This window comes from Rhodococcus sp. GQ147, assembly GCF_059759155.1.
In genome coordinates this window covers 252406-276826 of sequence record NZ_JCAXDU010000005.1, presented here as the reverse complement: position 1 = coordinate 276826, position 24421 = coordinate 252406, and the positions used below count along the sequence as shown (strand labels likewise).

21 protein-coding genes and 2 tRNA genes are annotated in these 24421 nt (G+C 66.6%); 7 read left to right on the top strand and 16 right to left on the bottom strand.

The annotated features are described in order from the left end of the window. Positions 1-481 (top strand): hypothetical protein (locus tag AC6CID_RS08870; RefSeq protein ID WP_498353841.1); only part of this gene is annotated, 481 nt, incomplete at its 5' end. A 180-nt stretch (positions 482-661) separates the two neighbouring features. Here AC6CID_RS08870 and AC6CID_RS08865 read toward each other — a convergent pair. The 16 genes from AC6CID_RS08865 to dnaA all read right to left on the bottom strand — a co-directional run bounded on the left by AC6CID_RS08865 (position 662) and on the right by dnaA (position 20459). Continuing rightward, positions 662-734 (bottom strand) — tRNA-Ala (locus tag AC6CID_RS08865). Between the two features lie 137 nt (positions 735-871). Beyond that, positions 872-945 (bottom strand) — tRNA-Ile (locus tag AC6CID_RS08860). A gap of 75 nt (positions 946-1020) precedes the next feature. After that, positions 1021-2283: a DUF3566 domain-containing protein gene (locus AC6CID_RS08855; protein ID WP_019290463.1), complete on the bottom strand. Its 1263-nt coding sequence runs from the start codon at positions 2281-2283 to the stop codon at positions 1021-1023. Next, positions 2284-4788, bottom strand: coding sequence for a DNA gyrase subunit A (gene gyrA / locus AC6CID_RS08850; protein WP_006550923.1), 2505 nt, complete (start codon positions 4786-4788; stop codon positions 2284-2286). Positions 4789-4936: 148 nt separating this feature from the next. Then, on the bottom strand, positions 4937-5770 hold the full coding sequence (locus AC6CID_RS08845; protein ID WP_498353840.1) for an MHYT domain-containing protein: 834 nt from the start codon (positions 5768-5770) through the stop codon (positions 4937-4939). Positions 5771-5903: 133 nt separating this feature from the next. Beyond that, the gene (locus AC6CID_RS08840) at positions 5904-6743 is read right to left on the bottom strand and encodes an MHYT domain-containing protein (protein ID WP_024102548.1); all 840 of its coding nucleotides are present in this window, start codon (positions 6741-6743) and stop codon (positions 5904-5906) included. A gap of 146 nt (positions 6744-6889) precedes the next feature. Next, positions 6890-7702 carry an MHYT domain-containing protein gene (locus tag AC6CID_RS08835; protein WP_006550920.1) on the bottom strand — a complete coding sequence of 271 codons (813 nt, stop codon included), beginning with the start codon at positions 7700-7702 and terminating at the stop codon, positions 6890-6892. Further along, the gene (locus AC6CID_RS08830; protein ID WP_024102547.1) at positions 7702-8256 is read right to left on the bottom strand and encodes a GTP-binding protein; all 555 of its coding nucleotides are present in this window, start codon (positions 8254-8256) and stop codon (positions 7702-7704) included. The genes AC6CID_RS08835 and AC6CID_RS08830 overlap by 1 nt, the downstream gene beginning before the upstream one ends. A 13-nt stretch (positions 8257-8269) precedes the next feature. After that, entirely contained in the window at positions 8270-8644 is a 375-nt protein-coding gene (locus AC6CID_RS08825; RefSeq protein WP_006550918.1) for a DUF742 domain-containing protein, read from the bottom strand. A gap of 13 nt (positions 8645-8657) precedes the next feature. After that, complete coding sequence (locus AC6CID_RS08820) at positions 8658-9074, bottom strand: roadblock/LC7 domain-containing protein (RefSeq protein WP_006550917.1); 417 nt, start codon at positions 9072-9074, stop codon at positions 8658-8660. Beyond that, positions 9071-12571, bottom strand: coding sequence for an ATP-binding protein (locus AC6CID_RS08815; RefSeq protein ID WP_006550916.1), 3501 nt, complete (start codon positions 12569-12571; stop codon positions 9071-9073). The genes AC6CID_RS08820 and AC6CID_RS08815 overlap by 4 nt, the downstream gene beginning before the upstream one ends. A 349-nt stretch (positions 12572-12920) precedes the next feature. Beyond that, positions 12921-14957 carry a DNA topoisomerase (ATP-hydrolyzing) subunit B gene (gene gyrB, locus AC6CID_RS08810; protein WP_019290470.1) on the bottom strand — a complete coding sequence of 679 codons (2037 nt, stop codon included), beginning with the start codon at positions 14955-14957 and terminating at the stop codon, positions 12921-12923. Positions 14958-15172: 215 nt separating this feature from the next. Next, positions 15173-15745 carry a DUF721 family protein gene (locus AC6CID_RS08805; protein ID WP_019290471.1) on the bottom strand — a complete coding sequence of 191 codons (573 nt, stop codon included), beginning with the start codon at positions 15743-15745 and terminating at the stop codon, positions 15173-15175. Then, positions 15742-16974, bottom strand: coding sequence for a DNA replication/repair protein RecF (recF, locus tag AC6CID_RS08800; RefSeq protein ID WP_064256044.1), 1233 nt, complete (start codon positions 16972-16974; stop codon positions 15742-15744). The genes AC6CID_RS08805 and recF overlap by 4 nt, the downstream gene beginning before the upstream one ends. Before the next feature lie 22 nt (positions 16975-16996). After that, positions 16997-18181, bottom strand: a complete 1185-nt coding sequence (gene dnaN, locus AC6CID_RS08795) for a DNA polymerase III subunit beta (RefSeq protein ID WP_024102543.1) — start codon at positions 18179-18181, stop codon at positions 16997-16999. A gap of 502 nt (positions 18182-18683) precedes the next feature. After that, positions 18684-20459: a chromosomal replication initiator protein DnaA gene (gene dnaA, locus AC6CID_RS08790; RefSeq protein ID WP_498353839.1), complete on the bottom strand. Its 1776-nt coding sequence runs from the start codon at positions 20457-20459 to the stop codon at positions 18684-18686. A 587-nt stretch (positions 20460-21046) separates the two neighbouring features. Between dnaA and rpmH the strand changes: the two genes are divergently transcribed. From rpmH to rsmG, 6 genes are all read left to right on the top strand, one after another. Further along, positions 21047-21190: a 50S ribosomal protein L34 gene (rpmH, locus tag AC6CID_RS08785; RefSeq protein WP_006550910.1), complete on the top strand. Its 144-nt coding sequence runs from the start codon at positions 21047-21049 to the stop codon at positions 21188-21190. Between the two features lie 20 nt (positions 21191-21210). Continuing rightward, positions 21211-21606, top strand: coding sequence for a ribonuclease P protein component (rnpA, locus tag AC6CID_RS08780; RefSeq protein WP_024102541.1), 396 nt, complete (start codon positions 21211-21213; stop codon positions 21604-21606). After that, positions 21603-21893 carry a membrane protein insertion efficiency factor YidD gene (gene yidD / locus AC6CID_RS08775; protein ID WP_006550908.1) on the top strand — a complete coding sequence of 97 codons (291 nt, stop codon included), beginning with the start codon at positions 21603-21605 and terminating at the stop codon, positions 21891-21893. Before rnpA ends, yidD begins: the two co-directional genes overlap by 4 nt. A 69-nt stretch (positions 21894-21962) precedes the next feature. Beyond that, complete coding sequence (gene yidC, locus AC6CID_RS08770) at positions 21963-23057, top strand: membrane protein insertase YidC (RefSeq protein ID WP_064061425.1); 1095 nt, start codon at positions 21963-21965, stop codon at positions 23055-23057. A gap of 22 nt (positions 23058-23079) precedes the next feature. Beyond that, a complete protein-coding gene (locus tag AC6CID_RS08765) occupies positions 23080-23625 on the top strand; it encodes a Jag family protein (RefSeq protein WP_006550906.1) in 546 nt (181 codons plus the stop codon). A gap of 110 nt (positions 23626-23735) precedes the next feature. Next, the gene (gene rsmG / locus AC6CID_RS08760; RefSeq protein ID WP_033098073.1) at positions 23736-24416 is read left to right on the top strand and encodes a 16S rRNA (guanine(527)-N(7))-methyltransferase RsmG; all 681 of its coding nucleotides are present in this window, start codon (positions 23736-23738) and stop codon (positions 24414-24416) included. Positions 24417-24421: the final 5 nt, after the last annotated feature.

Below are 24421 nucleotides of genomic sequence, written 5' to 3'. Positions count from 1 at the left end.
CTGCCCACCCACCACAACTACGCAACTGCCGCCACGCGCGACAGAAGTGGTCGTCGGCCAGCCCAACACACTCACCTTGAGCAACGGCGTGGAGCTCGTGTTCACCGTGGACTCGTTCCTTCCCCTTAGCGGGGCCGAATGCACTGGCGCGGCATATGACGGTCCGCTCGACAAGCAATTTCTGCGAGTTGATCTGACAGTTCGCACCGGCGAAACCGTTCCAGAGGACTACACATCGATCTTCGACCCGTTCCTTTGGAAGGTACGAGGGGATGACGGTGTGGTAATCGACGAAGCGGGGATGGACGAAGATGCCTCGTACTGCCTCAGCGTCGAAGAAGACGGGGCGGATCTTGATAGTTGGGAAACGAACTCGATCTATAGGGCGAGCTTCGTGGTTCCCCAGCAGGGCACGTCCGGCACGGTGATCTTGGAACCAGCCGACTACGTCAGTACAGATCGATTCGAGTTGAAGTACTGACTCGGTTCGCGGCGGCCAAAAGATCTGTATGGAGGCGGTATCCCTAGGCGACATAGACCGTGCGGTCCACCGCGCGTTCCCCGACCATCTCTGGTGCGGATGTGGGCAAAAAGTGGGCAGAACGAGAAGAGGGCGTCTTCCGAAATCCCGGAAAACGCCCTCTACCTCGATATTTTCTTGTGGAGCCTAGGAGATTCGAACTCCTGACATCTGCCTTGCAAAGGCAGCGCTCTACCAACTGAGCTAAGGCCCCGTCCGCCGCGTCAGCGACTGGGAACCGCGTGCCATTCGTCTTCGCTCCGAAGCATGCGAGCGATTTCGAGAACGATCAGAATCCCGGTTCCCACGAGTGCGAGAACCCTCATTCCGATCATCCTTTCGGCACGGGAGTGGGCCTAGGAGGACTTGAACCTCCGACCTCTTCGTTATCAGCGAAGCGCTCTAACCGCCTGAGCTATAGGCCCTCGAACCGAGATGGAACACTACCCCACCGGGGTCGCCGGAAACAAATCGCCTCGGCGGGGCAGCGTTCCGGCAGGTCAATCCGGGTCCGCGAGGGTGGCCTGAACGCCGCCTACGAGATCGGTGCAGAGGTTGTAGATGAACGCACCGAGGGTCGCGAGAGCCGTCAGCAACACCGTGTTGGCGATGCCGATGATCGTCGCGTAGCCGAACACCTGGCCGGCCGAGACGAGCGCACCGCTACCGGCGTCGGAGACGATGTCGGTGAACGCACTGTTGAGGCGTTCCCATACCCCCATGCCGGCCAGCACGCCGTAGAGTAGGCCGACCGCGATCATCCACACGAAGAACAACGACACCGAGATCACCGACGAGATCTTCAGCATCGACCAGGGGTCGATACGGCGGATCTGCACGGTGGCCCGCAGCGGTCCGGCGGCGGGGATCGCCGTGGGCACCGCGGTGGTGGCGGGGGCGCTCACCTGCGGGGTCTCCCCCGTGCTCGGCGAACCGGTCGACGGATGCTTCACTGCGGACAGATCCGGCAGGTCCTTGGCGAGATCCTTGCGTTCGATGTGCCGTGTCGGGCCGTCGATTACCGCGGACTTCGCCTTCGCTGCAGCAGCCCGGTCGCGCGTCCCGCGCGCGGCGTCTCCGCCCCCGGCCGGGCTAGCTCCTCCGGCGGCATTGGGAGCCGCTGTGCCGGTCACGACGGGACGCGTCGACGGCTCCGGGCCTCCGGCCGCAGAGCCCTTGGCCGAGGCCCCAGCGGGGCGCTGAGGCGCTCCACCCTGCTTGGACAGACCCTGACCCACACCTGGAACGTTCGTCTGCGGAGCGTTCTGCGGGGAGCCCGACTGCGCCGACGCCGCTCCCCGCTGCCAGGGAGGGGTCGGGCCGCCGGAGCGGGGCATCTGGGCGGTGCGTTGCTGACCTGTGGCCGGCTGATCGGCCGCAGCCGATCCGTTCTTACCGTCCGCTGAGGCACCACCGGACTTCTGGGGGCCGCCCTGAGCAGGCGTGTCCTGCGCCGCCTTCGCCGTCGGCTCGGCGGCCTTCCGGCCTGCTGCCGGCTGCTGGTCGGCCGGACCCTGCACGGGTGCCGGGTCCGCTGCTCCCGCTGCGGGAGCGGACGAACCCTCCGCCGGTGCCCCAGGAGCCTGCGAAGGCTGGGCCGGTGACGACTGCGACGGCCGGTTCTCCGGCGCCGGTTTCTGCTCCGAGGCCGGGCCCTGCTGCGTGCCCTTGTTCTCGGGCTTCACCTCGTTCTCTGTACGGTCCTCCGGCTTCCGACCGGTTTGCCCGCGATCGGCCCCGTTCGGTCCCTGGGGAGTGCTCACTTACGACTCCTTAGCTCCGGCTGCGTCGGCTTCGTCCGGCTCGTCGGCGTTGCGCGCGATCGCGAGCAATGTATCGCCCTCGGCCAGGTTCATGAGCCGCACGCCCTTGGTCTGACGGCCTGCCTTGCGCACCTGCTTCGCCGCAGTGCGGATGACACCGCCGCTCGAGGTGATGGCGTACAACTCGTCGTCGTCCTCGACGATGCGCGCCCCGACCAGGTTGCCACGCTTGCGGTCGTACTGGATGGTCAGAACACCCTTACCGCCGCGACCTTGGACCGGGTAGTCCTCCATCGGGGTGCGCTTGGCGTAACCACCCGAGGTAGCGACCAGCAGGTACGTGCCCTCCTTGACGACGTTGAGCGAGAGCAGCTTGTCCTCGCCGTTGAACCGCATGCCCTGCACACCGGAGGTCGCGCGGCCCATCGGACGCAGCGCCTCGTCGGTGGCCGAGAAACGGATCGACTGGCCCTGCTGCGAGACGAGCAGCAGATCGTCCTCGGCGGAGCACAACACCGCGCCGACGAGCTCGTCGTCGCCGCGCAGGTTGATCGCGACGATGCCGCCCGAACGGTTGGAGTCGAAGTCCGACAGGCGCGACTTCTTGACCAGGCCGTTGCGGGTCGCGAGCACCAGGTACGGCGCATCCTCGTAGGTTTTGAGGCGGATGACGCCCTGGATGCGCTCGTCGGGCTGGAAGGCCAGGAGGTTCGCGACGTGCTGACCACGCGCCGTGCGATTCGCCTCGGGCAGCTCGTACGCCTTCGCGCGGTAGACGCGGCCCTTCGTCGTGAAGAACAGCAGCCAGTCGTGCGTGGACGTCACGAAGAAGTGCTTGACGATGTCGTCCTGCTTGAGCTCGGCGCCCTTGACGCCCTTGCCGCCGCGCTTCTGCGAGCGGTACAGGTCGGTGCGCGTGCGCTTGGCGTAACCGGTCTCGGTGATGGTGACGACGACGTCCTCACGTGCGATGAGGTCCTCGTCGTTGACATCGCCGTCGGCCGCGACAAGCCGCGTGCGGCGCTCGTCGCCGTACTTGTCGACGATCTCCTTCAGCTCGTCGCGGACGATGGCGCGCTGCCGCTCCGGACGGGCCAGGATGTCCTTGTAGTCCTCGATCTCGCGCTCGATCTCGGCGAGGTCGTCGACGATCTTCTGACGCTCGAGAGCAGCCAGGCGACGCAGCTGCATCGCCAGGATGGCGTCGGCCTGGATCTCGTCGACCGTGAGCAGATCGATCAGGCCGGCGCGCGCGATGTCGACGGTCTGCGACGCGCGGATGAGCGCGATGACCTCGTCGAGCGCGTCGAGGGCCTTGACCAGGCCGCGCAAAATGTGGGCGCGTTCCTCGGCCTTGCGCAGCAGGTACCGCGTACGCCGGACGATGACCTCGATCTGGTGGTCGACGTACAACCGGATCATCTGGTCGAGGCGCAGCGTGCGCGGCACCCCGTCGACGATCGACAGCATGTTGCAGCCGAAACTCGTCTGCAGCTGCGTGTGCTTGTAGAGGTTGTTGAGAACCACCTTGGCCACCGCGTCGCGGCGGACAGTGACGACGATGCGCATGCCCACGCGGTCGGACGACTCGTCGTGGATGTCGGAGATGCCCGCGATCTTGCCGTCGCGGACCTGTTCGGCGATCGACGTGATGAGGTTGTCCGGGTTGACCATGTACGGCAGCTCGGTGATGACGATGCTGGTGCGGCCCTTGGAGTCCTCTTCGATCTCCACGACGCCGCGCATCTTCACCGATCCGCGACCGGTCGTGTAGGCATCGTGGATGCCCTGCGTGCCCGTGATCAGGCCGGCGGTCGGGAAGTCCGGTCCCTTGATCCGCTCCATGACCGCGGCGAGGGTGGTCTCCTCGTCGGCCTCGAAGTTGTCGAGCGCCCAGTAGATGGCCTCCGCAACCTCCCCGAGATTGTGCGGCGGGATGTTGGTGGCCATACCGACCGCGATACCGCCCGAACCGTTGATCAACAGGTTGGGGATACGGCTGGGGAGAACCGTCGGTTCCTGCGTGCGGCCGTCGTAGTTCGGCTGGAAATCGACCGTCTCGTGGTCGATCTCCCGCAGCATCTCCATCGCGAGCGGCGTGAGCCGGCACTCGGTGTACCGCATGGCGGCGGCGCCGTCGTTGCCGCGGGAACCGAAGTTGCCCTGGCCGTCGACGAGTGGATAGCGCATCGACCACGGCTGCGCCAGACGCACGAGCGTGTCGTAGATCGACGCGTCGCCGTGCGGGTGGTAGTTGCCCATGGTCTCGGCGACCGCGCGCGCCGACTTCACGTACCCGCGGTCGGGACGGAAGCCGTTGTCGAACATCGCATAGAGCACGCGACGGTGCACCGGTTTGAGACCGTCACGCACGTCGGGCAGAGCACGGCCCACGATCACGCTCATCGCATAATCGATGTAACTGCTCTGCATCTCCTGCTGGATGTCGACGGGCTCGATGCGGTCGTGCCCCGGCCCCTCCGGAGGCAACGTGGTGTCGGTCATGAGCTCCTTCTTCTACTCGGCTCGCACGCCCGGCTCCGGCCTTCGGCCCGACGGACGTCTCGCAACCACACGAGTCTATAGGTGCAGGTCAGCCGATGCCGAGAAGGACAGGCACTTCACAGCCCGAGATCTGTCCGGAACCGAGTTCTCACATGTGGGATCCGGTGACCGGGTCGCGGTCCACCTGCCGTTCCGCCTCCGACGCCCACTGCCCGAGCCGGGCGTCGCGCACGGCGTCCTCCGGGTCGGAGGCGAGCAGCAGCGCGGTGATCGGCACGGCCAGGACGATGATGCCGAGGACGAACGCAGGGAACAGCAGCGACATCACGGTCATGCCTTCGGGCGCGGGCATGCTCGGATCGAGGGTGACCCGCACGCCGGCCATGCCGGTGTAGTGCAGCGCCACGACCGCGCATCCCATGACGAAGGCCGCGACGACGCGGATCTCGAGACGACGCGTGCGGCGGGCCAGTGCGAGCGCGGCCGTGGAGGCGACGACACCGATGATCACCGAGGCGATCACGTACCCCGTCTCGTGTTCGATCGCGCCCCGGATGCGGATGGCGTACATGCCGCTGTAGTGCATCATGCTGACGGCGGCGCCCATGAGCAGACCGCCGATGAGCAACCGCACCGATTCGGGAATGCGGTGCTTGCTGACGTCGTGCACGTCGGCGATCCGCAGACCCACGAGGGTCGCGACGACGGCGAGCACGACAGAGAAGACGGTCGGTGCCAGTTCGTATCGGATGGTCGTACCCGGCACGGAGAAGCCCATCATGCCGATGAAATGCATGAGCCAGATGCCCACGCCGCCGATGGACCACGATGCCATGAGGAGCCACCAGTTGCCGCTGCGCCGCGGCTCTTCGAGCGACCGCCGGACACAGGACAATCCGACGAAGGAGCCCATCACAGCGGTGGCGTAGGAGAGGAGGAAAACCCACATCCCCATGGAGAAGTGGTGTACGTCGTGCGACACGTGAGGTCCTCACAGCGGCGCGCTGTCACCACCGCGCTCGGAGGGCACGCGCCACGACCTACCCGATGCGGGCTGCACCCCGACTTTCCAGCAGCGTAAGCGAGCTTATCGCGCTGTGGGTGTTCACATCACATCACCGTTTCACATGTCGCCCGTAAGGACGGGAGACCGTCTCAGGGCCGTCCCCACCGAGCCAGATCGCCATCTCCCGCTCCTGCTCGAGGTCCTGTGTGCTCGCCGATGCCATCAGAGCTACGACCGGCACCGCGAGCAGCGCGACACCGATGATGAACCCAGGGAACAGCAGGGTCATGATGGTCATCCCCTCCGGATTCGGAGCGGACGGATCGACGGTCACCGCGATCCCGGCCATGCCCGTGTAGTGCAGTGCCACCACGGCGCATCCCATGACGGCGGCGGCCGGGATCCGCACGGCCGGCCGTTCCGCGACCCGCGACAGCCACAACGCGACGATCGACGCGACGACACCGATCGCGACGGACGCCGCGACGTACGACCGTCCCTGCTCGAGTTCGCCCTGGATCCGCACCGCGGCCATGCCGCTGTAGTGCATGCCGGCGACCGCGAAGCCCATGATCACGCCGCCGACGAGAAGCCGGACATCCGACGGCAACCCACGGATCCACTGCACGTCGGTGTCGAGGATCCGCAATCCGACCAGCGTGGCCGTCACGGCGAGCGCGACCGACAGCAGCGTCAGTCCGAGGTCGTAACGGATCGCGGAACCGGGTACGTCGAAGCCCATCATCCCGATGAAGTGCATCAACCAGATTCCGACGCCCCCGATGGACAGGGCTGCCATGAGTGTCCATCGGGTCCGGGCGACCGACGTCCATGCGTTCGCAGCCTTGCGCGCGCAGGACAGACCGGCATAGCACCCCACTGCGGACGTGATGTAGGCGAGTGCGAAAAGCCAACCGCCCATGGAAAAATGGTGAACCTCGTGCGACATGTTGCCCCCCAGGAAGCGGCACGCACGGCACATCGATCCGTGTCGTGCCGAGTAGACCGACAGCGACCCCCGACGCTGCACAGAAGACTACTCCACTTCCGGGATTTCAACCAGATATGTTGACTTACAACATGTTCGGACGATATTCAGAAGGTCCGACCGTCGACGGGATCTACCGGGCCGTCGGCCGCCCACCGCTCGGATTCCTCTTCCAGTTCCGCCGCAAGACGATCCGGGGCCTGGAGCACCAGGACGATCGGAACGGCCAGCAGCAACAGGCCTACGACGAAGAGCGGGAAGAGAATGGAGAAGACCTCGATCCCACCGGAAACCACCACGGCGGGGTCGATCTCCACACGGACCGACGCGGCGGCAAGGAAGTGCACCGCGATCACGGCGACGCCGGCCAACGCGCTGCTCAGCAGGCGCTTGGGCCACGTGTCCGCCGTCTTCACCTGGGCCAGGAAGCCCACGGCCGTCGCGATCGCCAGCCCCACCGCTGCGGCGACCCAGAGCGGATCGAAGGTCAGCGATCCCTGGATCCGCACCGCTGCGAGGACCGAGAACGGCGCGCCCGCAAGGCCGGCGCCCAGCACGAGAGCACCCGTGACCGTCCGGGCGAGGGTGGCGGGAGCGTTGTCCGGGATCGCGACGAGCAGCGCCACGTACACCGACACCAGCGCGACGAGCATCGAGAACACGATGGTGACGGTGTCGAACCGCACCACACTGTCCTCGACGTTGAAGCCCGCCATCGGAAGGAACATAGCGAGCCAGACACCGACGCCACCGCTCACCAGGGCAGCGAGAATCATCCAGTACGAACGCAATCGGTCGCTGGAGGTGGTACGGACCCGTCGAGCACCGGTGACCCCGATGAACACCCCGATCGCCGAGGTCAGATAGGCAAGGACCGTGACCCACGAGCCCATCGTGAAGAGTTCGAGGCCCTCCCCCATTACTGGGTCACCGGCTGGTGCAGCTTCCGCAGTGCGTATTCGGTGACGGTGACCAGGGCCTGCTTCGCCGACTCACGTGCTCGCGCATCGATCGACACGATCGGCACATCCGCCGAGATCGCCATCGCCTGACGGATGTCCTCGAGCGGGTACCGGGGAGCATCGTCGAATTCGTTGATGGCGACGATGAACGGGAGATTGCGCGCCTCGAAGAAGTCGACGGCGGCGAAGCTCTCATCCAGGCGACGCGTATCGATCAGCACAATCGCCCCGATGGCGCCGCGGATCAGGTCGTCCCACATGAACCAGAAGCGGTGCTGTCCGGGCGTGCCGAACAGGTAGAGGACGAGGTCGTCGGCCAGACTGATACGACCGAAGTCCATGGCGACCGTGGTGGTCGCCTTCTGCGGTGTCGCAGAGAGGTTGTCGACGCCGTCGCTGGCGTTCGTCACGAGCGCCTCGGTACGAAGCGGCACGATTTCCGACACCGTCCCGACCAGAGTCGTCTTACCGACGCCGAAGCCTCCGGCGATCACGATCTTGGTCGAGGTCACGCGCTTCGTGGCGTTAGAGTTCGCGAAGTCCACTGAGGACCCTTTCAATCAGCTCACGACGCTCCGCGTCGCTCGAATCGTCTTTCAGCGTGGCCAGGATCTGTACGTGTCCGGCTTCGACGAGATCGGCGACGAGCACGCGTGCCACGCCGATCGGCACCCCCACGCGCGCGGCGATCTCCGCGACGGAGGGTGATTCCTTGCACAGCTCCAGGATCGTGGCATTGATGTTGTCCAGATCCCGGGACCGATCGTCGGTTCCCGGAATGGCCTGGATGAGCGCCTCCAACGCCAGTTCGACCGCAGGACTCGTACGTCCCGAAGTCAGGGAGTAGGGCCGGACCAGACTGGGCTGATCCGGCACGGACTCCGGCTTCCGCGATTCCATGGCCACCTCGACGTCAGGACCCTAGACCGACCCGCGGGGTGGCTTCGACCGAAGCACCCACTCGATCGACCAAGAGCGCCATCTCGTAACCGACCTGTCCGATGTCGCACTCGGAGGCGGTCAGAGCCGCCAGGTGCGAGCCGTCGCCGACGCTCATCAGCAGCAAGTAGCCGTGCTGCATCTCCACGACGGACTGCAGCACACCCCCACCGTCGAACAGCTGCGACACACCGTTGGACAGGCTGGCCAGGCCCGAGGTCACCGCAGCGAGCTGCTCGGCACGATCCACCGGGAGGTGGGCGCTGGCGGCCATGAGCAGACCGTCGGCGGACACGAGCACGGCATGCGAGACACCCGGGACTTCGCGCGCGAAGTTGGAAACCAACCAGTCCAATGGACGAGCTGCGTCGGATCCATGATCAATATTCATCGAACTCCCTGTTCGTCGTTCTCGCGATTGCTGGAATTCGCCGAGGCGCGTCCGTTGCGGACACCCTGCTGATGGCGGCTCAAGTTGGCCCGGATGGCTTCCGGGTCTCGACGTCGAATGGTCCTCGGCAGCTCACCCGTTGCCGGTGCCCGAACAGCACCCGGCACCAGACGCTCGCCGGGAGCGCGCCGCGGAAGACCCGCGGTGGTGTGCTCCTCCACGGGGGACTCGGTAGCACGCTGTGCGGCTTCCCAACCCGCGTCCGCCGCGGAGTGCCACTCCCGCTTCCTGCGGTCCTCCGGAAGGCTCGTCGGGTCGACGAGCCAGTCCGACATCATCGTGGTGAAGATCGGGGTGTTCGCCGGCTGCGGACGGGCCGACGCGAGGTCGGACCGCGGCTGGAAGAACGATGCGGTCTTCGCCGAGTTGGTCCGGTAGCGATGGCGGGCCGCCTGCTGCGCGTCGCTGTGCGGTGAGACGGAGCCACCGTCGGCGATGCTCGGGCCGGAGACCGCTGCGGCCGAATCGGGTTCGGAAGCGTTGGTCGACGCAGCGGGTTGCTGCGGAAGCCCCGGCGTGCTGCCCGGCTGACGACGCGGCAGACCGGGCGCGCTTCCCGGACGACGCTGCGGGAAACCCGTCGAGGGTTCCTGCTGCCGACGGTCCGCATCCTGCTCGGGGGCGCGCTGTGCGTCCGGCGCGGGGGCGCGCTGGGGCAGGTCGGGACGGTTCGGTGTGTCCGGGCGACCTGCGGCGTCGCCACCTGCGAGCGGTCCCGCCGACGGCTGTTGCTGCGGCCGGTTCTGTGGAACGGACGGGGACGATCCGGAAGCCCGTCCCGGCAGGCCGGGAGTCGCGCCCGGCCGACGCTGCGGAAGACCGGGGGACGCGGGTCGCTGCTGCGGGGCGGGTGCACGATGCGCCGAACCCTGCTGGGGCTCACGGACCGGCAAGGACTGCGACTGCGACTGCTGGGAGTCCGTTGGCGACAGGCCCGGTGTGGCACCGGGACGACGCTGCGGAAGACCCGAAAGCCCTTCCCGGCGAGACCGATCGGCGTCGGGTCGTGGCCCGGCACCGTTGCGGCCGTCGCCGTTGCGGCCGTCGAGCGGGTGACCGTTGGTCTCGTCCGGCCCGCGACGAGGACCGCGCGGAGGCAGCGACGACGCGAAGGCTGCTGCGGCGTCCGGCTCGATCCGGCGCGGCTGCGGCGACCGGGGTGGAGTCGGGAGACCAGGCGTCTCGCCCGGCTGACGCGTGGGCAGACCCGGAGTTCCACCCGGGCGACGCTGCGGAAGACCCGACGGGCCGAACTCGCGGGATGCCGGCGGTGCCTGATTGTCGCGCTGCGGCTCGTCGCGTCGCTCGTCGTCGTAGGACGGCTCCGCATCCCATGCGGCGGAAGCGCTCTCGTCGACATCGGCGGCGTAACCGTTGTTCGCGTAGCCGTTGTCGTAGGCATCGTCGGACTCGTCCGCACGGACATCGTCGGCGGAGTCGAGCGGCTGCGAGGACGCGTACTCGTGCCGGTCGTCGGCCGCGGGCAGACCCTGCGGGGCGACGGGCGCCGAGAGCGCCTGCGGTGCCGAGTACTCCTCCGCTTCGATCTCGATGCGCGGCTGGGGACCGGTGTGCGACAACGCCAACGGGGAGACCAGCAGGACGTCCGGGATGTGGACGCTCGCGGTGATACCCGGGTTGCGCGCGGTGTCGAAGGTCGGGCGCAGGCGCACGGTGAGACCGTGCCGCTCGGCCAGTCGCGAGACCACGAACAGACCCATGTGGCGTGCGGTGTCGGGACCGACCTCGCCGCCCTTGGCGAGACGCTGGTTGATGGACTCGAGTTCGTCGGCCGGGATACCGATACCGCGGTCGGCGATCTCGACGAGCAGGCCACCGTCGACGGCTCGCGCGAAGCTGAAGGTGACGTTGCTGTCGGGCGGCGACGCGCGCAGCGAGTTGTCGACCAGCTCGGCGAGCAGATGCACGATGTCGGTCGCGACCGCGCCGCTGAGGGCACCGTCGGGAGTCGAACCGATCTGCACGCGCTGGTAGTCTTCGACCTCCGACATCGCGGCGCGCAGGATGTCGCCGAGCTGCACGGGCGCGGAGTGACCGCGGCGCGTGCGGGTACCGGAGAGAATCAGCAGGTTGTCGCCGTTCCGGCGCATACGCGCGGCGAGGTGGTCGAGGCGGAACAGGCTCTCGAGTCGGGCCGGATCCTTCTCCTCGTACTCGAGTCGTTCGATGAGGCCGAGCTGCTGCTCGACGAGCGACTTGGAGCGACGTGCGAGTGTCTCGAACATGTCGCTGATCTGCAGGCGGAGGTGTGCCTGCTCGCCGGCGAGACGCAGTGCCTGCCCGTGCATGTCGTCGACGGCGCGGGCGAGCTGACCGATCTCCTCGGTGGTGTGCACCGGGACTCGGGTGAACTCGATATCCTCGATGTTGTCGCCGACCTTGATGCGGTCGATGGCCTCGGGCAGCTCCTGCCGCGCGACCTTCAGCGTGCCGTAACGCAGGCGGCGGATCGGGCCGACCAGTGAGCGGGACACGAGCAATGCGAGCACGAGGGCTGCGAGCAGGGCTGCGAGCACGATCGCGGTGTCGCGGAGAGCGGCCGAGCGGGTTTCCGCGGCGCGGTCCTGAATCGTGGTGCTGACCTGCGACGACGCTTCGTCGATGATGGTGCCGTAGATGTCGACACTGTCGAGCAGCGACGCGCGGATGTCGAGGATCGGGAGCGGACCGGAACCGGCCGCGTCGACCATGTCGGCACGTTCCTGGACGCCGGCCCGCAGTTCGGCGATCTGCTGATCGGCCATCAGGTAGGAGCGGGCGAGCAGGTCGAGCATCGCGAGCTCGGCGCCGGAGGCGGACACCAGCGCGGTGCCCGGCTGGGTCGGGTCGTCGATCAGCTGGAGCAGACCGAGAACCTGACCGAAGAGGTAGCGCTGCGAGTACCACGCGTTGATCAGCTGGTCGCCATAGCCGATGATCTCGCGATCGTCGACCTCGCCGAGGATGGCCTCGACGACACGGTTGAGGCTGTCGCGCACCTCGTTGGTGACGGCACCGATCTCCTCGATCGGCACCGGACCCGCCTGAATCTTCGTGTAGAGCGACTGGGCCGTGGCGGCGGTGCGGCTGAGGTCGGCGGTCACGGCGGGATCGAGCTCGGGATTCTCCGTGATCGCGGCGATCGTGCCGAAAGCGTCACCGAGAGCCGCCATTTCCTCGGGGGTCGCCGTTCCGACCGCGGCATCCGCGGTGGCGGTGGCGAACGCCGTCGAGAAATCCACGATGTCCGGCACGGCTGCGACCTGATCGGCGGCGGACGAGAAGTGGACGGCGTTGCTGAGCTCGTTCTCGACCCGAAGACCACCGAGGACCATTGCCACAGTCACGGGGACAGCGAGAACGGCGGTGACCTTCCTGCGAAGACCCCACCCCTCGATGTTCCACCACCGCTGCTGGGGCGGCGACTTGTCACTCATGGATCACAGCTCTCCTTCCACCCCGTCCGCGCCGGGCGACGAACACCAGTCGGCACTGCACTCCGTTGAGCGCGTTTTCGATCGAGTGCAGTCGAACGAGACGTTTCGGGTGAGGGCACCATATCGGGACATACAGCGGATACGGAAGAGTGAGTTCTTCCCGTACCCCGCGCTGCCCCAGCCCCCTCGTCGGCAGCCACACGTACAGATGGCCGATAGAAGTGTACTCACGAGTAACGAAGAAGGCTAACGGCCCTGCCCACTTCCGGGCGCACGACATGCGAATCCCCGCCGTGATGTACGACACAGCGGGGATTCGCATGCAGTTCTCCGGCGCTGCCGGCCGTGATCAGACGTCGAGGAAGCGGACATCCTTCGCGTTACGGGTGATGAAGCTCCGTCGTGCCGCGACGTCCTCACCCATCAGAACGCTGAACAGCTCGTCGGCGGCAGCGGCGTCGTCAAGGGTCACCTGACGCAGGACGCGGACGCTCGGATCCATGGTGGTCTCCCACAGCTCTTTGGCGTTCATTTCACCGAGGCCCTTGTAGCGCTGGATGCCGTCGTCCTTGTTGATCCTCTTGCCGGCCTTCAGACCCGCCTCGAGCAGGGCGTCGCGCTCGCGGTCGGAGTACGCGAACTCCGGCTCGCTGCGCTGCCACTTGAGCTTGTACAGCGGCGGCTGTGCCAGGAAGACGTGGCCTTCCTCGACCAGCGGCCGCATGAAGCGGAAGAGCAGCGTGAGCAGCAGCGTCGCGATGTGCTGACCGTCGACGTCGGCGTCGGCCATCAGGACGATCTTGTGGTACCGCAGCTTCGAGATGTCGAATTCCTCGTGGATGCCGGTACCGAACGCCGTGATGATCGACTGGACCTCGGCGTTCTTGAGGACCTTGTCGATCCGGGCCTTCTCGACGTTGATGATCTTGCCGCGCAGCGGAAGGATCGCCTGGTACATCGAGTCGCGACCCGACTTGGCGGAGCCACCCGCGGAGTCGCCCTCCACGATGTAGATCTCACACTTGCTCGGGTCCTTCGACCGGCAGTCGGCGAGCTTGCCGGGCAGACCACCGATGTCGGTCGCGCTCTTGCGGCGGACGAGCTCGCGCGCCTTACGAGCGGCGACACGCGCGTGCGCCGACGACACGGCCTTGGTGACGATCGTCTTCGCGTCGGCCGGGTTGGCCTCGAACCAGTGCGAGATGTGCTCGTTGCACGCCTTCTGCACGAAGGACTTCACCTCGGTGTTGCCGAGCTTGGTCTTCGTCTGGCCCTCGAACTGCGGCTCAGCGACCTTGACGGAGATGATCGCCGCGAGACCCTCACGGATGTCGTCACCCGTGAGGTTCGGGTCCTTGTCCTTGAGGAGTTTCTTGTCCTTCGCGTAGCGGTTGACGACCGTGGTCAGCGCCGCACGGAAGCCTTCCTCGTGCGTACCGCCCTCGTGAGTGTTGATGGTGTTGGCGAAGGTGTGGACGGACTCGGAGTAACCCGAGTTCCACTGCATCGCGACCTCGAGTTCGTGGCCGGTGCCCTTGGCGGTGAACCCGACGACGGAGTTGTGGATCGGCGACTTCGTGCGGTTGATGTGGCGCACGTAGTCCTCGAGACCACCCGGGTAGTGGTAGGTGCGGACCTTGACCTTGTGCACCTCGGGCTCGGTCGCCTCGACGGCCTGGTCCTCGGCGGTCTTCGGCGCCTCGGCGGTCTCCGGGACGTCCTCGTCGGTGACCTCTTCGGGAGCGACCCGCTCGTCGGTGAGAGTGATGGTCAGTCCCTTGTTGAGGAACGCCATCTCCTGCAGGCGACGCGCGACGGTCTCGAAGTTGAACGTCGTGGTCTCGAAGATCTCCGGGTCCGGCCAGAAGCGGACGGTGGTACCGGTCTGCTTGGTGGCCTCACCGCGGACGAGCTCGCCCGGCTTCGAGGCGGTGTACGTCTGCTCCCAGTGGTAGCCGTCGTTGTCGATCTCGACCTCGAGGGTTGTGGACAGGGCGTTCACCACGGAGATACCGACACCGTGCAGACCGCCGGAGACGGCGTAGGCATCGGAGTCGAACTTGCCACCCGCGTGGAGCTGGGTGAGGACGACCTCGACGGTGGGCACACCGGAGGCGTGCATACCGACGGGGATACCGCGACCGTCGTCGACGACCTGGACACCGCCGTCGGCGAGGAGGGTGACCTCCACCTTCGACGCGTAACCGGCCATGGCCTCGTCGACGGAGTTGTCGACGACCTCCCAGATCAGGTGGTGCAGGCCACGCTCTCCGGTGGAACCGATGTACATACCGGGGCGCTTGCGCACCGCCTCGAGACCCTCGAGGACGGTGATGGACGACGCACCGTACTCACTCTTGTTGTTGTTCGACTTCTGGGCAGCCACGGGTGGGTAGCTCTCCTTCTCCGATCGGCCCCGCGCACGCGCGCGACGCATTCCTGTCCATCCTACGTGCCCGTGAGCCTTGCGCCGGGGCGGACACGAAAGCGGGCGTTCCGTACCGCTGACGTCCCCGTAGCGGCCTCTTCGCGACCCGGACAACGTGATTTCCTACGCGCTCCGATTTTCGCCCCTCGTACGGGCCGGGAGCGAGCCCGGGATCACCCGTAGGTGTCGCGCGGTCCGCGGCCGCGGATGTGGCGTTCGCCTTTCCGCCAGCTCGGAGCCGTCGGGCCGGTGATCCGCAGTTCCTTGACCACCCCGTGCCCCACGGCCGCGGCGATCTTGGCGAGAATCTGCGATTGCATCATCCGCAGCTGGGTCGCCCAGGCGGTCGACTCGGCCGAGACGTGCAGGATCCCGTCGCGCAGTGTGGTCGGCTGGGCATGGCTCGCGATGTCGTCGCCGACGACCCGCGCCCAGCTTCCCATGACGGTGCCCTCGGACACGTGCGCCGACCAGCCCCGCTGTTTGGACAGCGACTGCGCGAGCGAACCGAGGGTCTGGGGATCGCGGTCGTCCGGCCCGGGCCCCGACCAGCCACGGCGTCGGCGTTTCGGGCGCAGCGGCCCGCGCGACGCGCGTCCCTGGCCGACGGCCTTACCGCTCGCCTTGGCGGCAGCTCGAGCCTCCTCGAGCGCGCGGCGGGCCAGATCGATGCCCTTCGGCTCCGGCTCGTCCGCGCTGCGCTCCGGCCCGGCACCGCGTTCGGGACCTGCTTGTTCGTCGTTCATCCGACCTCCCCGGTGAGCGGGTCCGTCTCCCGTTGCACCGATCCCAGCACAGAGATACGACCTTCTTCGGTGTCCTCGGCATGCACGGGGTATCGGGCGCCGTTCAGTTCGGCCGGCACGTCCTCCGGCACGGCCGCCGTGATCAGCACCTGTTCGGCCGTCGCGGCGACCTCGGCGAGGGCGGAGCGGCGCCGTCGGTCGAGTTCGGCGAAGACGTCGTCGAGCATGAGAACGGGATCGGTGCCGTCGGTGCGGAGCAGGGCGAATGCCCCGAGCCGCAGTGCGAGCGCGAACGACCACGATTCGCCGTGGCTCGCATAGCCTTTCGCGGGTTCGGCACCGAGCGTCAGGTCGAGATCGTCGCGGTGGGGTCCGACGAGGCAGACGCCGCGTTCGATCTCCTTCGACCGCACCTCCGCGAGGCGGTGGAGGAAGACGGTCTCGAGAAACTCCCGGTCGTCGGGCGCGGGCGTGCGGGCCGGGTCGGAGAACTCCGGCGGCAGCGCGTCGGCCAGGCTGCTGCGATAACGCAGGCTCGCCGGACGCGACTCGGGTGCGATCGACCGGTACGCCTCGGACACGTGCGGGGCCAGTTCGTGCAGCAACGCGATGCGCGCGGCGAGCAGCTCGGCTCCGTGGGCCGCGAGATGACCGTCCCACACGTCGAGGGTCGCCAGAGCGCCCGCCCCGTCGCTCGAGCGACTCCCTCGCCGCAGTGCTCCCCCCGCGGTCTTGAGCAGGGCGGATCGCTGGCGCAGCACCTTGTCGTAGTCGGCCCGAACCCCGCTCATCCGCGGGAAACGCGTGCTGAGCAGTTCGTCGAGGAACCGCCGGCGATCACCCGGGTCGCCGCGCACGAGCGACAGATCCTCCGGGGCGAAGAGCACCGTGCGGAGGATGCCGAGGATCTCTCGAGGACGCCGGGCGGGCGACTGATTGATCCGCGCCCGGTTCTGCTTGCCCTCGTTGATCTCGATGTCGATACCGAGCTCACGACCGTTGTTGACGACCAGCGCCCCGGCGAACGCCCGCGACGTGCCGGCCCGCAGCAGCGGGCCGTCGGAGGACACCCGGTGCGACGACAGCGTCGACAGATATCCGAGGGCCTCGAGCAGATTGGTCTTCCCGTGTCCGTTGCGCCCGACGAAGACCGTCGCCCCCGGAGTGAGGTCGACGGAAACCGTTCTCCACGAACGGAAGTCGCGCAGCGAGAAGGTGCGAACGTACACGGGGGTCCAGTCTCGGGGCCGGTCAGCCCGGCAGGCGCACCGGCATCAGAAGATAGGTGTAATCGCTGTCCGGAGCGGCGAACGTACCCGAGGAATCCGGCACGGGCTCCTCGTCGAGCGCCGGCCGCAGCACGGCCGGACGACTCGAAGTGGTGAACCCGAACGAGACCTTGTCGGTGTGCAGCGACGTCAGACCGTCGAGCAGGTAGCCGGGGTTGAACGCGATGATCAGCGGCTCACCGAAGAACTCCGCGGGATGCGATTCCTCGGCGCGGCCGGCGTCGTCGCCACCGGCGGACAGCATCACGCTGCCCTCGGTGAACTCGAGTCGGACCTGCGCACCGCGCTCGGCGACCAGCGCGACACGCTTGATCGCGTCGACCAACGGTGCGATTTCGACGGTCGCCATCGCGGTGTGCTCGTTGGGGAGCAACTGGCGGAACTTGGGGAATTCGGCGTCGAGCAGGCGCGTGGTGGTGCGGCGACCTTCGGCGACGATGCCGAGCAGGCCCTCGGCGCCCACCGACGACCCGCTGCCGAGCGCGAGCTGGACCGGGGAGTTGGACGACCCGCCAACAGTTTTCGCGGCCTCGGAGAGGGTCTTTGCGGGCACGAGCACGGCCGAGCTGGTGGACTCCGCGGTGGGCATCCACTCGAGCTTGCGCACTGCGAGACGGAAACGGTCGGTGGCAGCGAGCACCATGTCGGTGCCCTCGATCTCGACTCGGATGCCCGTGAGCATGGGAAGCGTGTCGTCCTTGCCGGCGGCGACGGCGACCTGGCTGATGGCCTCGGCGAACAGATCGCCGGAGAGTGCACCGGTCTGCTGCGGGAGCGCGGGCAGCTGCGGGTAGTCCTCCACAGGCATGGTGGGGAGCGAGAACTTGGCGCTACCGCACGTGATGAGCACACGGGTGCCGTCGAGCACGACATCCACAGGCTTGTGGGGCAACGCGCGGGTGATGTCGGCGAGCAGCTTGCCGGACACCAGCACCTGACCGGGGGTGATGACCTCGGCCGAGACGTGGACCTGCGCGGATACCTCGTAATCGAAGCCCGAGACCGTCAGCCCGCGTTCGTCCGCTCCGAGCAGGACACCGCCCAGGACGGGAACGGGGGGTCGCGACGGAAGGCTTCGGGCAACCCATGCAACGGAATCAGCGAAGTCCTCGCGAGGCACACGAAACTTCATACTTCCCAGCTCCATCGCCCGGTGGATCCCTTCGATCGTGGTCTCGACAAGTCTACGAAGTCTGTCACAGAACCCCGACACCGATGAGAGCGGAGCCGGGGGATGCGGGTCCACGTTATGCCTTCCCTCGCTGCTTGGAAAGCCGGGAGGCTCGAGGCGTGAGCCTCATTCGAGGGCCTGTGGACCGACGCTCTCCACACACCTGTTTTGAAAGAAGATTTCTGAAGAGAACTCACAGAAGTAGTAATAGGGCCTGTGGAATCTGTGGACGAACGACCGTCTAGGCTGGTGGGGCAACGTTCTCGAGGGCGTCGAACTCGAGGATGAACTCGAGGAGTTCTCGAGGATGAATGTGGATTCCTCGAGACTGTTCATTCTTTGTCCACCGTTCGTCCACAAAGATCCCACGTTCTGCACACCCTTGTCCACAGGTGTGGGGACCGGAAATTTCTCGAGATACGGGACAGGGAGCGCCCTGTGGACGCTCCCTGTGGATGGAAACTCGAGGCTCGAGGAATCAGCGCTTGGACCGCTGTTTGATACGCGCGGTGAGCTCCTGAACCTGGTCGTAGACCTTGCGACGCTCGGTCATCTCCTTGCGAATCTTCTTGTCCGCGTACATGACTGTGGTGTGGTCGCGACCGAAGGTCTGCCCGATCTTCGGCAGCGACAGGTCGGTGAGCTCGCGGCACAGATACATCGCGATCTGGCGGGCCTGCGCCAGCGGCCGTGCCTTTCCGGGCCCGCACAGGTCGTCTATCGACGTCCCGAAGTACTCCGCGGTCACAGCCATGATCGTGGCGGCATTGATCTCGAGAGCCGAGGAATCCGGCATCAGATCACGCAGCACGACCTCGGCGAGGGTGAGATCGAGCGGCTGCCTGTTGAGCGACGCGAAGGCCGTCACACGGATCAGGGCACCCTCGAGTTCGCGGATATTGCGTTCGATCCGGCTCGCGATCAGCTCGAGCACGTCGTGCGGCACGTTCAGACCGTCCATGCGTGCTTTCTTCGACAGGATCGCGATGCGCGTCTCGAGTTCGGGAGGCTGGACGTCGGTGATCAGTCCCCACTCGAACCGGGTCCGCAGTCGTTCCTCGAGCGTCGCGAGCTGCTTGGGCGGCCGGTCGGACGAGACGACGATCTGCTTGTTGGCGTTGTGGAGGGTGTTGAAAGTGTGGAAGAACTCCTCCTGGATGCCTTCCTTGCCCTCGATGAACTGGATGTCGTCGACGAGGAGGATGTCGGTCTCGCGGTAGCGCCGCTTGAACGCGACCTTGCGGTCGTCGCGGAGGCTGTTGATGAAGTCGTTGGTGAACTCCTCGGTGGAGACGTACTTCACCCGCATGCCCGGGAAGAGGCGCTGTGCATAGTGGCCGGCGGCGTGCAGCAGATGGGTCTTCCCCAGGCCCGAGGCGCCCCAGATGAACAGGGGGTTGTAGGCGCGCGCCGGTGCCTCGGCGATGGCCACCGCCGCGGCGTGCGCGAACCGGTTCGACGCACCGATCACGAAGGTGTCGAAGGTGTACTTCGCGTTGAGGCTGCTGCTGCCGATGGGCGGCGTCTCGGGCGGCGGGGGCTGGGTGAAATAGGACGGCCACGACTCGCGGACGGCGGTCATCGCCTCCCGGTCGTCGTCGACCTCCTCGAGTTCGCCGTGGTCGGCCTCGAGCATGTCGTGCTCGCGCGAGGAGATCAGGCGTCGCCGATAGGCCGCACCCTCACCGGGAAGCATGCCGTCCCGGGTGAAGCCCCCGTCCATCGGCCCGACGCCGTCCCTGGCCACAGCCCCGTCCCGCGCGCCGGCGACATCCCGGGGCATCGGAGGGTCGCGACGCAGATCACGGCTGCGGGGCTCTGCCGTGCGCAGATCACGGCTGCGGGGCTCTGCCGTGCGCGGGTCACGGCTGCGGGGCTCTGCCGTGCGCGGATTCACAGGCTGTGCATCTTCCGGCAGACCCTCGAGGGGCAGCGTGTCGCGGGGTTCGGCGTAGGGATCCTCGGCGGGGTCGTCCACGCGTTCCCGCGGTTCGACACGCACACCGAGACCCTCGACCCGGTGACCGAGGTGCCGGTTGAGGGTGCGGAGGATGGGTTCGCGCAGATCGCGTTCGATCGATTGCTGGGCGAGGGTGGACGGCACCGAGAGCAGCGCGAATCCCTGTGCGAGCGTGATCGGTTTTACCAGCGCGAGCCATGCCTTCTGGCTCTTCGTCAGCATTCCGTCGTCGATGGTCAGCTCGGATACGACGTCCGTCCACACATCGGCCAGCGCGTTCGGCTCGTCGCTCACGCAGCTTCCCTCCCTTTGGTCACCGGTTTTCCACACGATTATCCACAGGTGTGGACAACCGGGGGAATCACCCGGTGGATGTGTGGATGGGAGGTGTGTATTCGCTCGGCGGGGCTCGTGGGCCCGGGCGGTCTGCGGGGATCAGTGTGACACACGGTGCGACGCGGTCCGACTCCGTGTTCGGTGAACGCGCCCGGAGAAGCTGCGCGACGACGCCCGAAGAGGCGCGGGGCAGCAGGCCGTCACCGGCCGGCACATCGTCGTCGAATGGAGCGAGACGCGGGACTGCACAGGTAGTCGCGATGCGCCGTCGAAGACATGGCCCAAAGCGTACCCGAGCTGTGCTCCGGATCACATATCTTCTCGGCGAGTGGTTTTCGCCGAACAGGTCCGGCGTGTCGCGTTGATCGGCGCTGTTCGTCGCGGTTTGATTTCGCGCCCGCGTCCGAGTAGCCTCGAACAGTCACTCATACCGAGGTGACGGGTTCGTCCGGCTCGAGTCGAGCAATACGAATCCTGCGAATTCACGTACACGTTGGACGACGGTGCTTGCCGCGCCGTCGCAGAATTATCGAGGAGTGTCGACCGTGGCCAAGGGCAAGCGGACGTTCCAGCCGAACAACCGACGCCGCGCGCGCGTTCACGGCTTCCGTCTCCGGATGCGCACCCGTGCGGGTCGCGCGATCGTTTCGGCGCGTCGCCGTAAGGGCCGCGCTTCTCTCACCGCCTGATTCCCTAACGGGAGCTCGGGGTGCTACCTGAGCCGTATCGACTGCGGCGCCACTCGGATTTCTCGGATACCGTCCGCCGAGGGCGTCGTCAGGGGCGGCGGGATCTGGTGGTTCACGTTCTCGAACGCGATCGCACCGAGTCCTTGGTGAGTGTCGGCGGTCCGCGTTTCGGACTGGTCGTGAGCAAGGCTGTCGGGCCGGCGGTGATTCGACATCGAGTCGCACGCCGGCTTCGTCATATCTGTGCAGGTCTCGTCGAGGCTCTGCCCTCCGAGACCGACATCGTGCTGCGCGCACTACCCGGCGCTGCCATCGCGGATTCCCGTGAGCTCGACAAGCAGGTGCGGTCGGGTCTCACCCGCCTCGGACTGCTCGACGCCGGTGCTTCCGCCTCGCATGGGAGTGCTCGCGCATGACCGAGCCCGAGCGGAGGTCGTGGTGGCGGTCCCTGCGGTCCGCCCCGGCCCGGGCATTGATCTTCTGTATCGAGCTCTATCGCACCTATGTGTCGCCCACACGGATGCCGACCTGTCGATTCACCCCGACTTGTAGCGAGTACGCCGTGGAGGCGCTGCGCACGCGGGGTGTCGTCGTCGGTGCGGTCCTGGCATCGGTGAGACTGCTCAAGTGTGGCCCCTGGCACCCTGGTGGGTGGGATCCGGTACCCGAACGGAAACATCGGTCGTCCCCAGTGGGTACCTGACCGGAGCCGAGACCCGAGACCGACGCCTCTTCGTGGCGATCATGGACGACCAGAGGAGTACATAGAGCCGTGCTCGACTTCATCTACTATCCCGTGTCCTGGATCCTCTGGGTCTGGCACAAAGTCTTCGCCGCGATCCCGTTCCTAGGACCGGACAGCGGTTGGACCTGGGCGCTGTCGGTGGTGTTCCTCGTGTTCACCCTGCGCGCGATTCTCTACAAGCCCTTCGTCAAGCAGGTTCGCACGACCCGCCAGATGCAGGAGTTGCAGCCGCAGATCAAGGCACTTCAGAAGAAGTACGCCAAGGACCGGCAGCGCCAGGCACTCGAGATGCAGAAGCTCCAGAAGGAGCACGGCTTCAATCCGTTGATGGGCTGTCTGCCCGTTCTGCTGCAGGTCCCGGTCTTCATCGGCTTGTTCCACGTGCTGCGCTCGTTCAACCGCACGGGTACCGGCTTCGGCCAGCTCGGGCTGACTCCGGAGGAGAACGCGCAGATCGGCAACTATGCGTTCAGCCCGGATGACGTCCAGTCGTTCCTGAGCGCCCGCCTGTTCGGTGCTCCGATTTCGTCGTGGATCACGCAGCCGATGGCGTCGCTCGAGGCGTTCGAGCCTTTCGGCGGCATTCCGACGCGCTGGCAAATTGCCGCCGTCGCGGTGCCGCTCATGATCGTCGCCGGCGTCGCCACGCACTTCAACGCTCGTGCCTCGGTCTCCCGCCAGAGCGCGCAGGCCGCCGCGAACCCGCAGGCCGCGATCATGAACAAGCTGGCCCTGTACGTCTTCCCACTCGGTGTGCTCGTCGGTGGTCCGTTCCTGCCGATCGCCGTCATCATCTACTGGGTCAGCAACAACATCTGGACCTACGGACAGCAGCACCTCGTCTTCCGCCGTATCGACAAGGAGGAAGAGGAGAAGAAGGCTGCGGCTCTGGCCCGCCGGAACGAGAACGCACCGAAGCCGGGTGCTCGCCCCGACAAGTCCAAGAAGAAGGGCTCGGCCGCAGCGTCCGACGCCGTCGATGCCACGGTCGACGAGACCGGCGAGGTGTCGCTGCAGAAGGACGCCGCGGCCGGCGACGGCTCCCCTGCGGCTTCGAAGTCCGGTGCGTCCGCTCCCAAGCCGGGTAGCCGACCCAAGAACTCCAAGCGCAAGCGGCGCTGACCGAAGTAGAAGAGAGCTGAATATGGCCAGTGACCTGGACAAGGTGGAAGAGGACCTCGCGGTGGCACCCGAGGAGCGCGACACTGCGGCGGACGCCGATCTCGATGACGACTACCTCATCGAAGAAGGCGAGATCGCCGGCGACTACCTGGAGCAGTTGCTCGACGTTCTCGATTTCGACGGTGACATCGACCTCGACGTCGAGGGCGACCGCGCGGTCGTGAGCATCGACGGCGGTAAGGATCTGACCAAGCTGGTGGGTCGCAACGGTGAGGTTCTCGACGCTCTGCAGGAGCTCACCCGTCTAGCCGTGCAGCAGGCGACCGGCGAGCGCAGCAAGCTCATGCTCGACATCGCCGGGTGGCGTGCAGGCAAGCGTGCCGAGCTCTCATCGCTCGGCGCGTCGGCCGCGAAGCGCGTGCTCGAGACCAGCAAGCGCGAAGAGCTCGAGCCGATGACGCCGTTCGAGCGCAAGATCGTGCACGACGCCGTCGCGAAGATCGACGGTGTGTCCAGCGAGAGCGAGGGTGCGGAACCGCACCGCCGTGTGGTGATCGTCAAGGATTGAGTCGGCCGTGCCGACCGAAGAGGGACTCTGCGTCGTCAGGGTCCCTCTTCGCCTTTTCGTAACTGATGCTGTGGGTCCCGATGTTGTTTCGGGTGAGCCGACAGGAAAGGATGTTTCACGTGGAACAGCACGAGGCGGAACTGTCGGCGGTCGCGCAGCGGGTCTTCGGGGATCGGACCGAACTTGCCGAGCGGTACCACCATTCGTTGTCGACGGCAGGTGTCGAGCGGGGGCTCATCGGGCCGCGTGAGGTGCCGCGCCTGTGGGAACGACACATTCTCAACTGCGCCGTGGTGGGCGAACTCATCCAGGAGGGTGAGACAGTCGTCGACGTGGGCAGCGGTGCCGGTCTGCCGGGTATTCCTCTCGCACTTGCCCGTCCCGACCTCCAGGTCACGCTCGTCGAGCCGCTTCTGCGCCGCACCGTCTATCTGGCGGAGTTCGTCGAATCCCACGGGATCGAGAACATTCTCGTGGTCCGTGGCCGTGCTGAGCAGCCGAGCGTCCTCCAGGAGGCGGGCGGCGCAGACGTCGTGACTTCCCGTGCCGTCGCACCTCTCGCCAAGCTCGCCAAGTGGTCGCTCCCCCTCGTACACGAGGGAGGCCGGATGCTGGCGTTGAAGGGTTCGTCCGCTCGAGAAGAGATCGACCGCGATCACGACGAACTCGCTCGCCTCGGTGCCGGCAATCTCGAGGTGCTCGAGTGCGGAGGCAATCTCCTTCCGACACCCACGATCGTCGTGAAGGCCGAGCGGATTCCGCGGCCGGCGCGGCGTCGCAAGAAGCGCTGAGCGAA

What these genes read in the sequence shown, in the direction of transcription:
- gyrA (WP_006550923.1), bottom strand. Translation starts at nt 4,788, where the DNA reads ATGACCGACACCACGTTGCCTCCGGAGGGGCCGGGGCACGACCGCATC.
- AC6CID_RS08840 (WP_024102548.1), bottom strand. Translation starts at nt 6,743, where the DNA reads ATGTCGCACGAGGTTCACCATTTTTCCATGGGCGGTTGGCTTTTCGCA.
- AC6CID_RS08835 (WP_006550920.1), bottom strand. Translation starts at nt 7,702, where the DNA reads ATGGGGGAGGGCCTCGAACTCTTCACGATGGGCTCGTGGGTCACGGTC.
- AC6CID_RS08825 (WP_006550918.1), bottom strand. Translation starts at nt 8,644, where the DNA reads ATGGAATCGCGGAAGCCGGAGTCCGTGCCGGATCAGCCCAGTCTGGTC.
- AC6CID_RS08820 (WP_006550917.1), bottom strand. Translation starts at nt 9,074, where the DNA reads ATGAATATTGATCATGGATCCGACGCAGCTCGTCCATTGGACTGGTTG.
- AC6CID_RS08815 (WP_006550916.1), bottom strand. Translation starts at nt 12,571, where the DNA reads ATGAGTGACAAGTCGCCGCCCCAGCAGCGGTGGTGGAACATCGAGGGG.
- AC6CID_RS08805 (WP_019290471.1), bottom strand. Translation starts at nt 15,745, where the DNA reads ATGAACGACGAACAAGCAGGTCCCGAACGCGGTGCCGGGCCGGAGCGC.
- dnaN (WP_024102543.1), bottom strand. Translation starts at nt 18,181, where the DNA reads ATGGAGCTGGGAAGTATGAAGTTTCGTGTGCCTCGCGAGGACTTCGCT.
- yidD (WP_006550908.1), top strand. Translation starts at nt 21,603, where the DNA reads ATGACCGAGCCCGAGCGGAGGTCGTGGTGGCGGTCCCTGCGGTCCGCC.
- AC6CID_RS08765 (WP_006550906.1), top strand. Translation starts at nt 23,080, where the DNA reads ATGGCCAGTGACCTGGACAAGGTGGAAGAGGACCTCGCGGTGGCACCC.
- rsmG (WP_033098073.1), top strand. Translation starts at nt 23,736, where the DNA reads ATGTTTCACGTGGAACAGCACGAGGCGGAACTGTCGGCGGTCGCGCAG.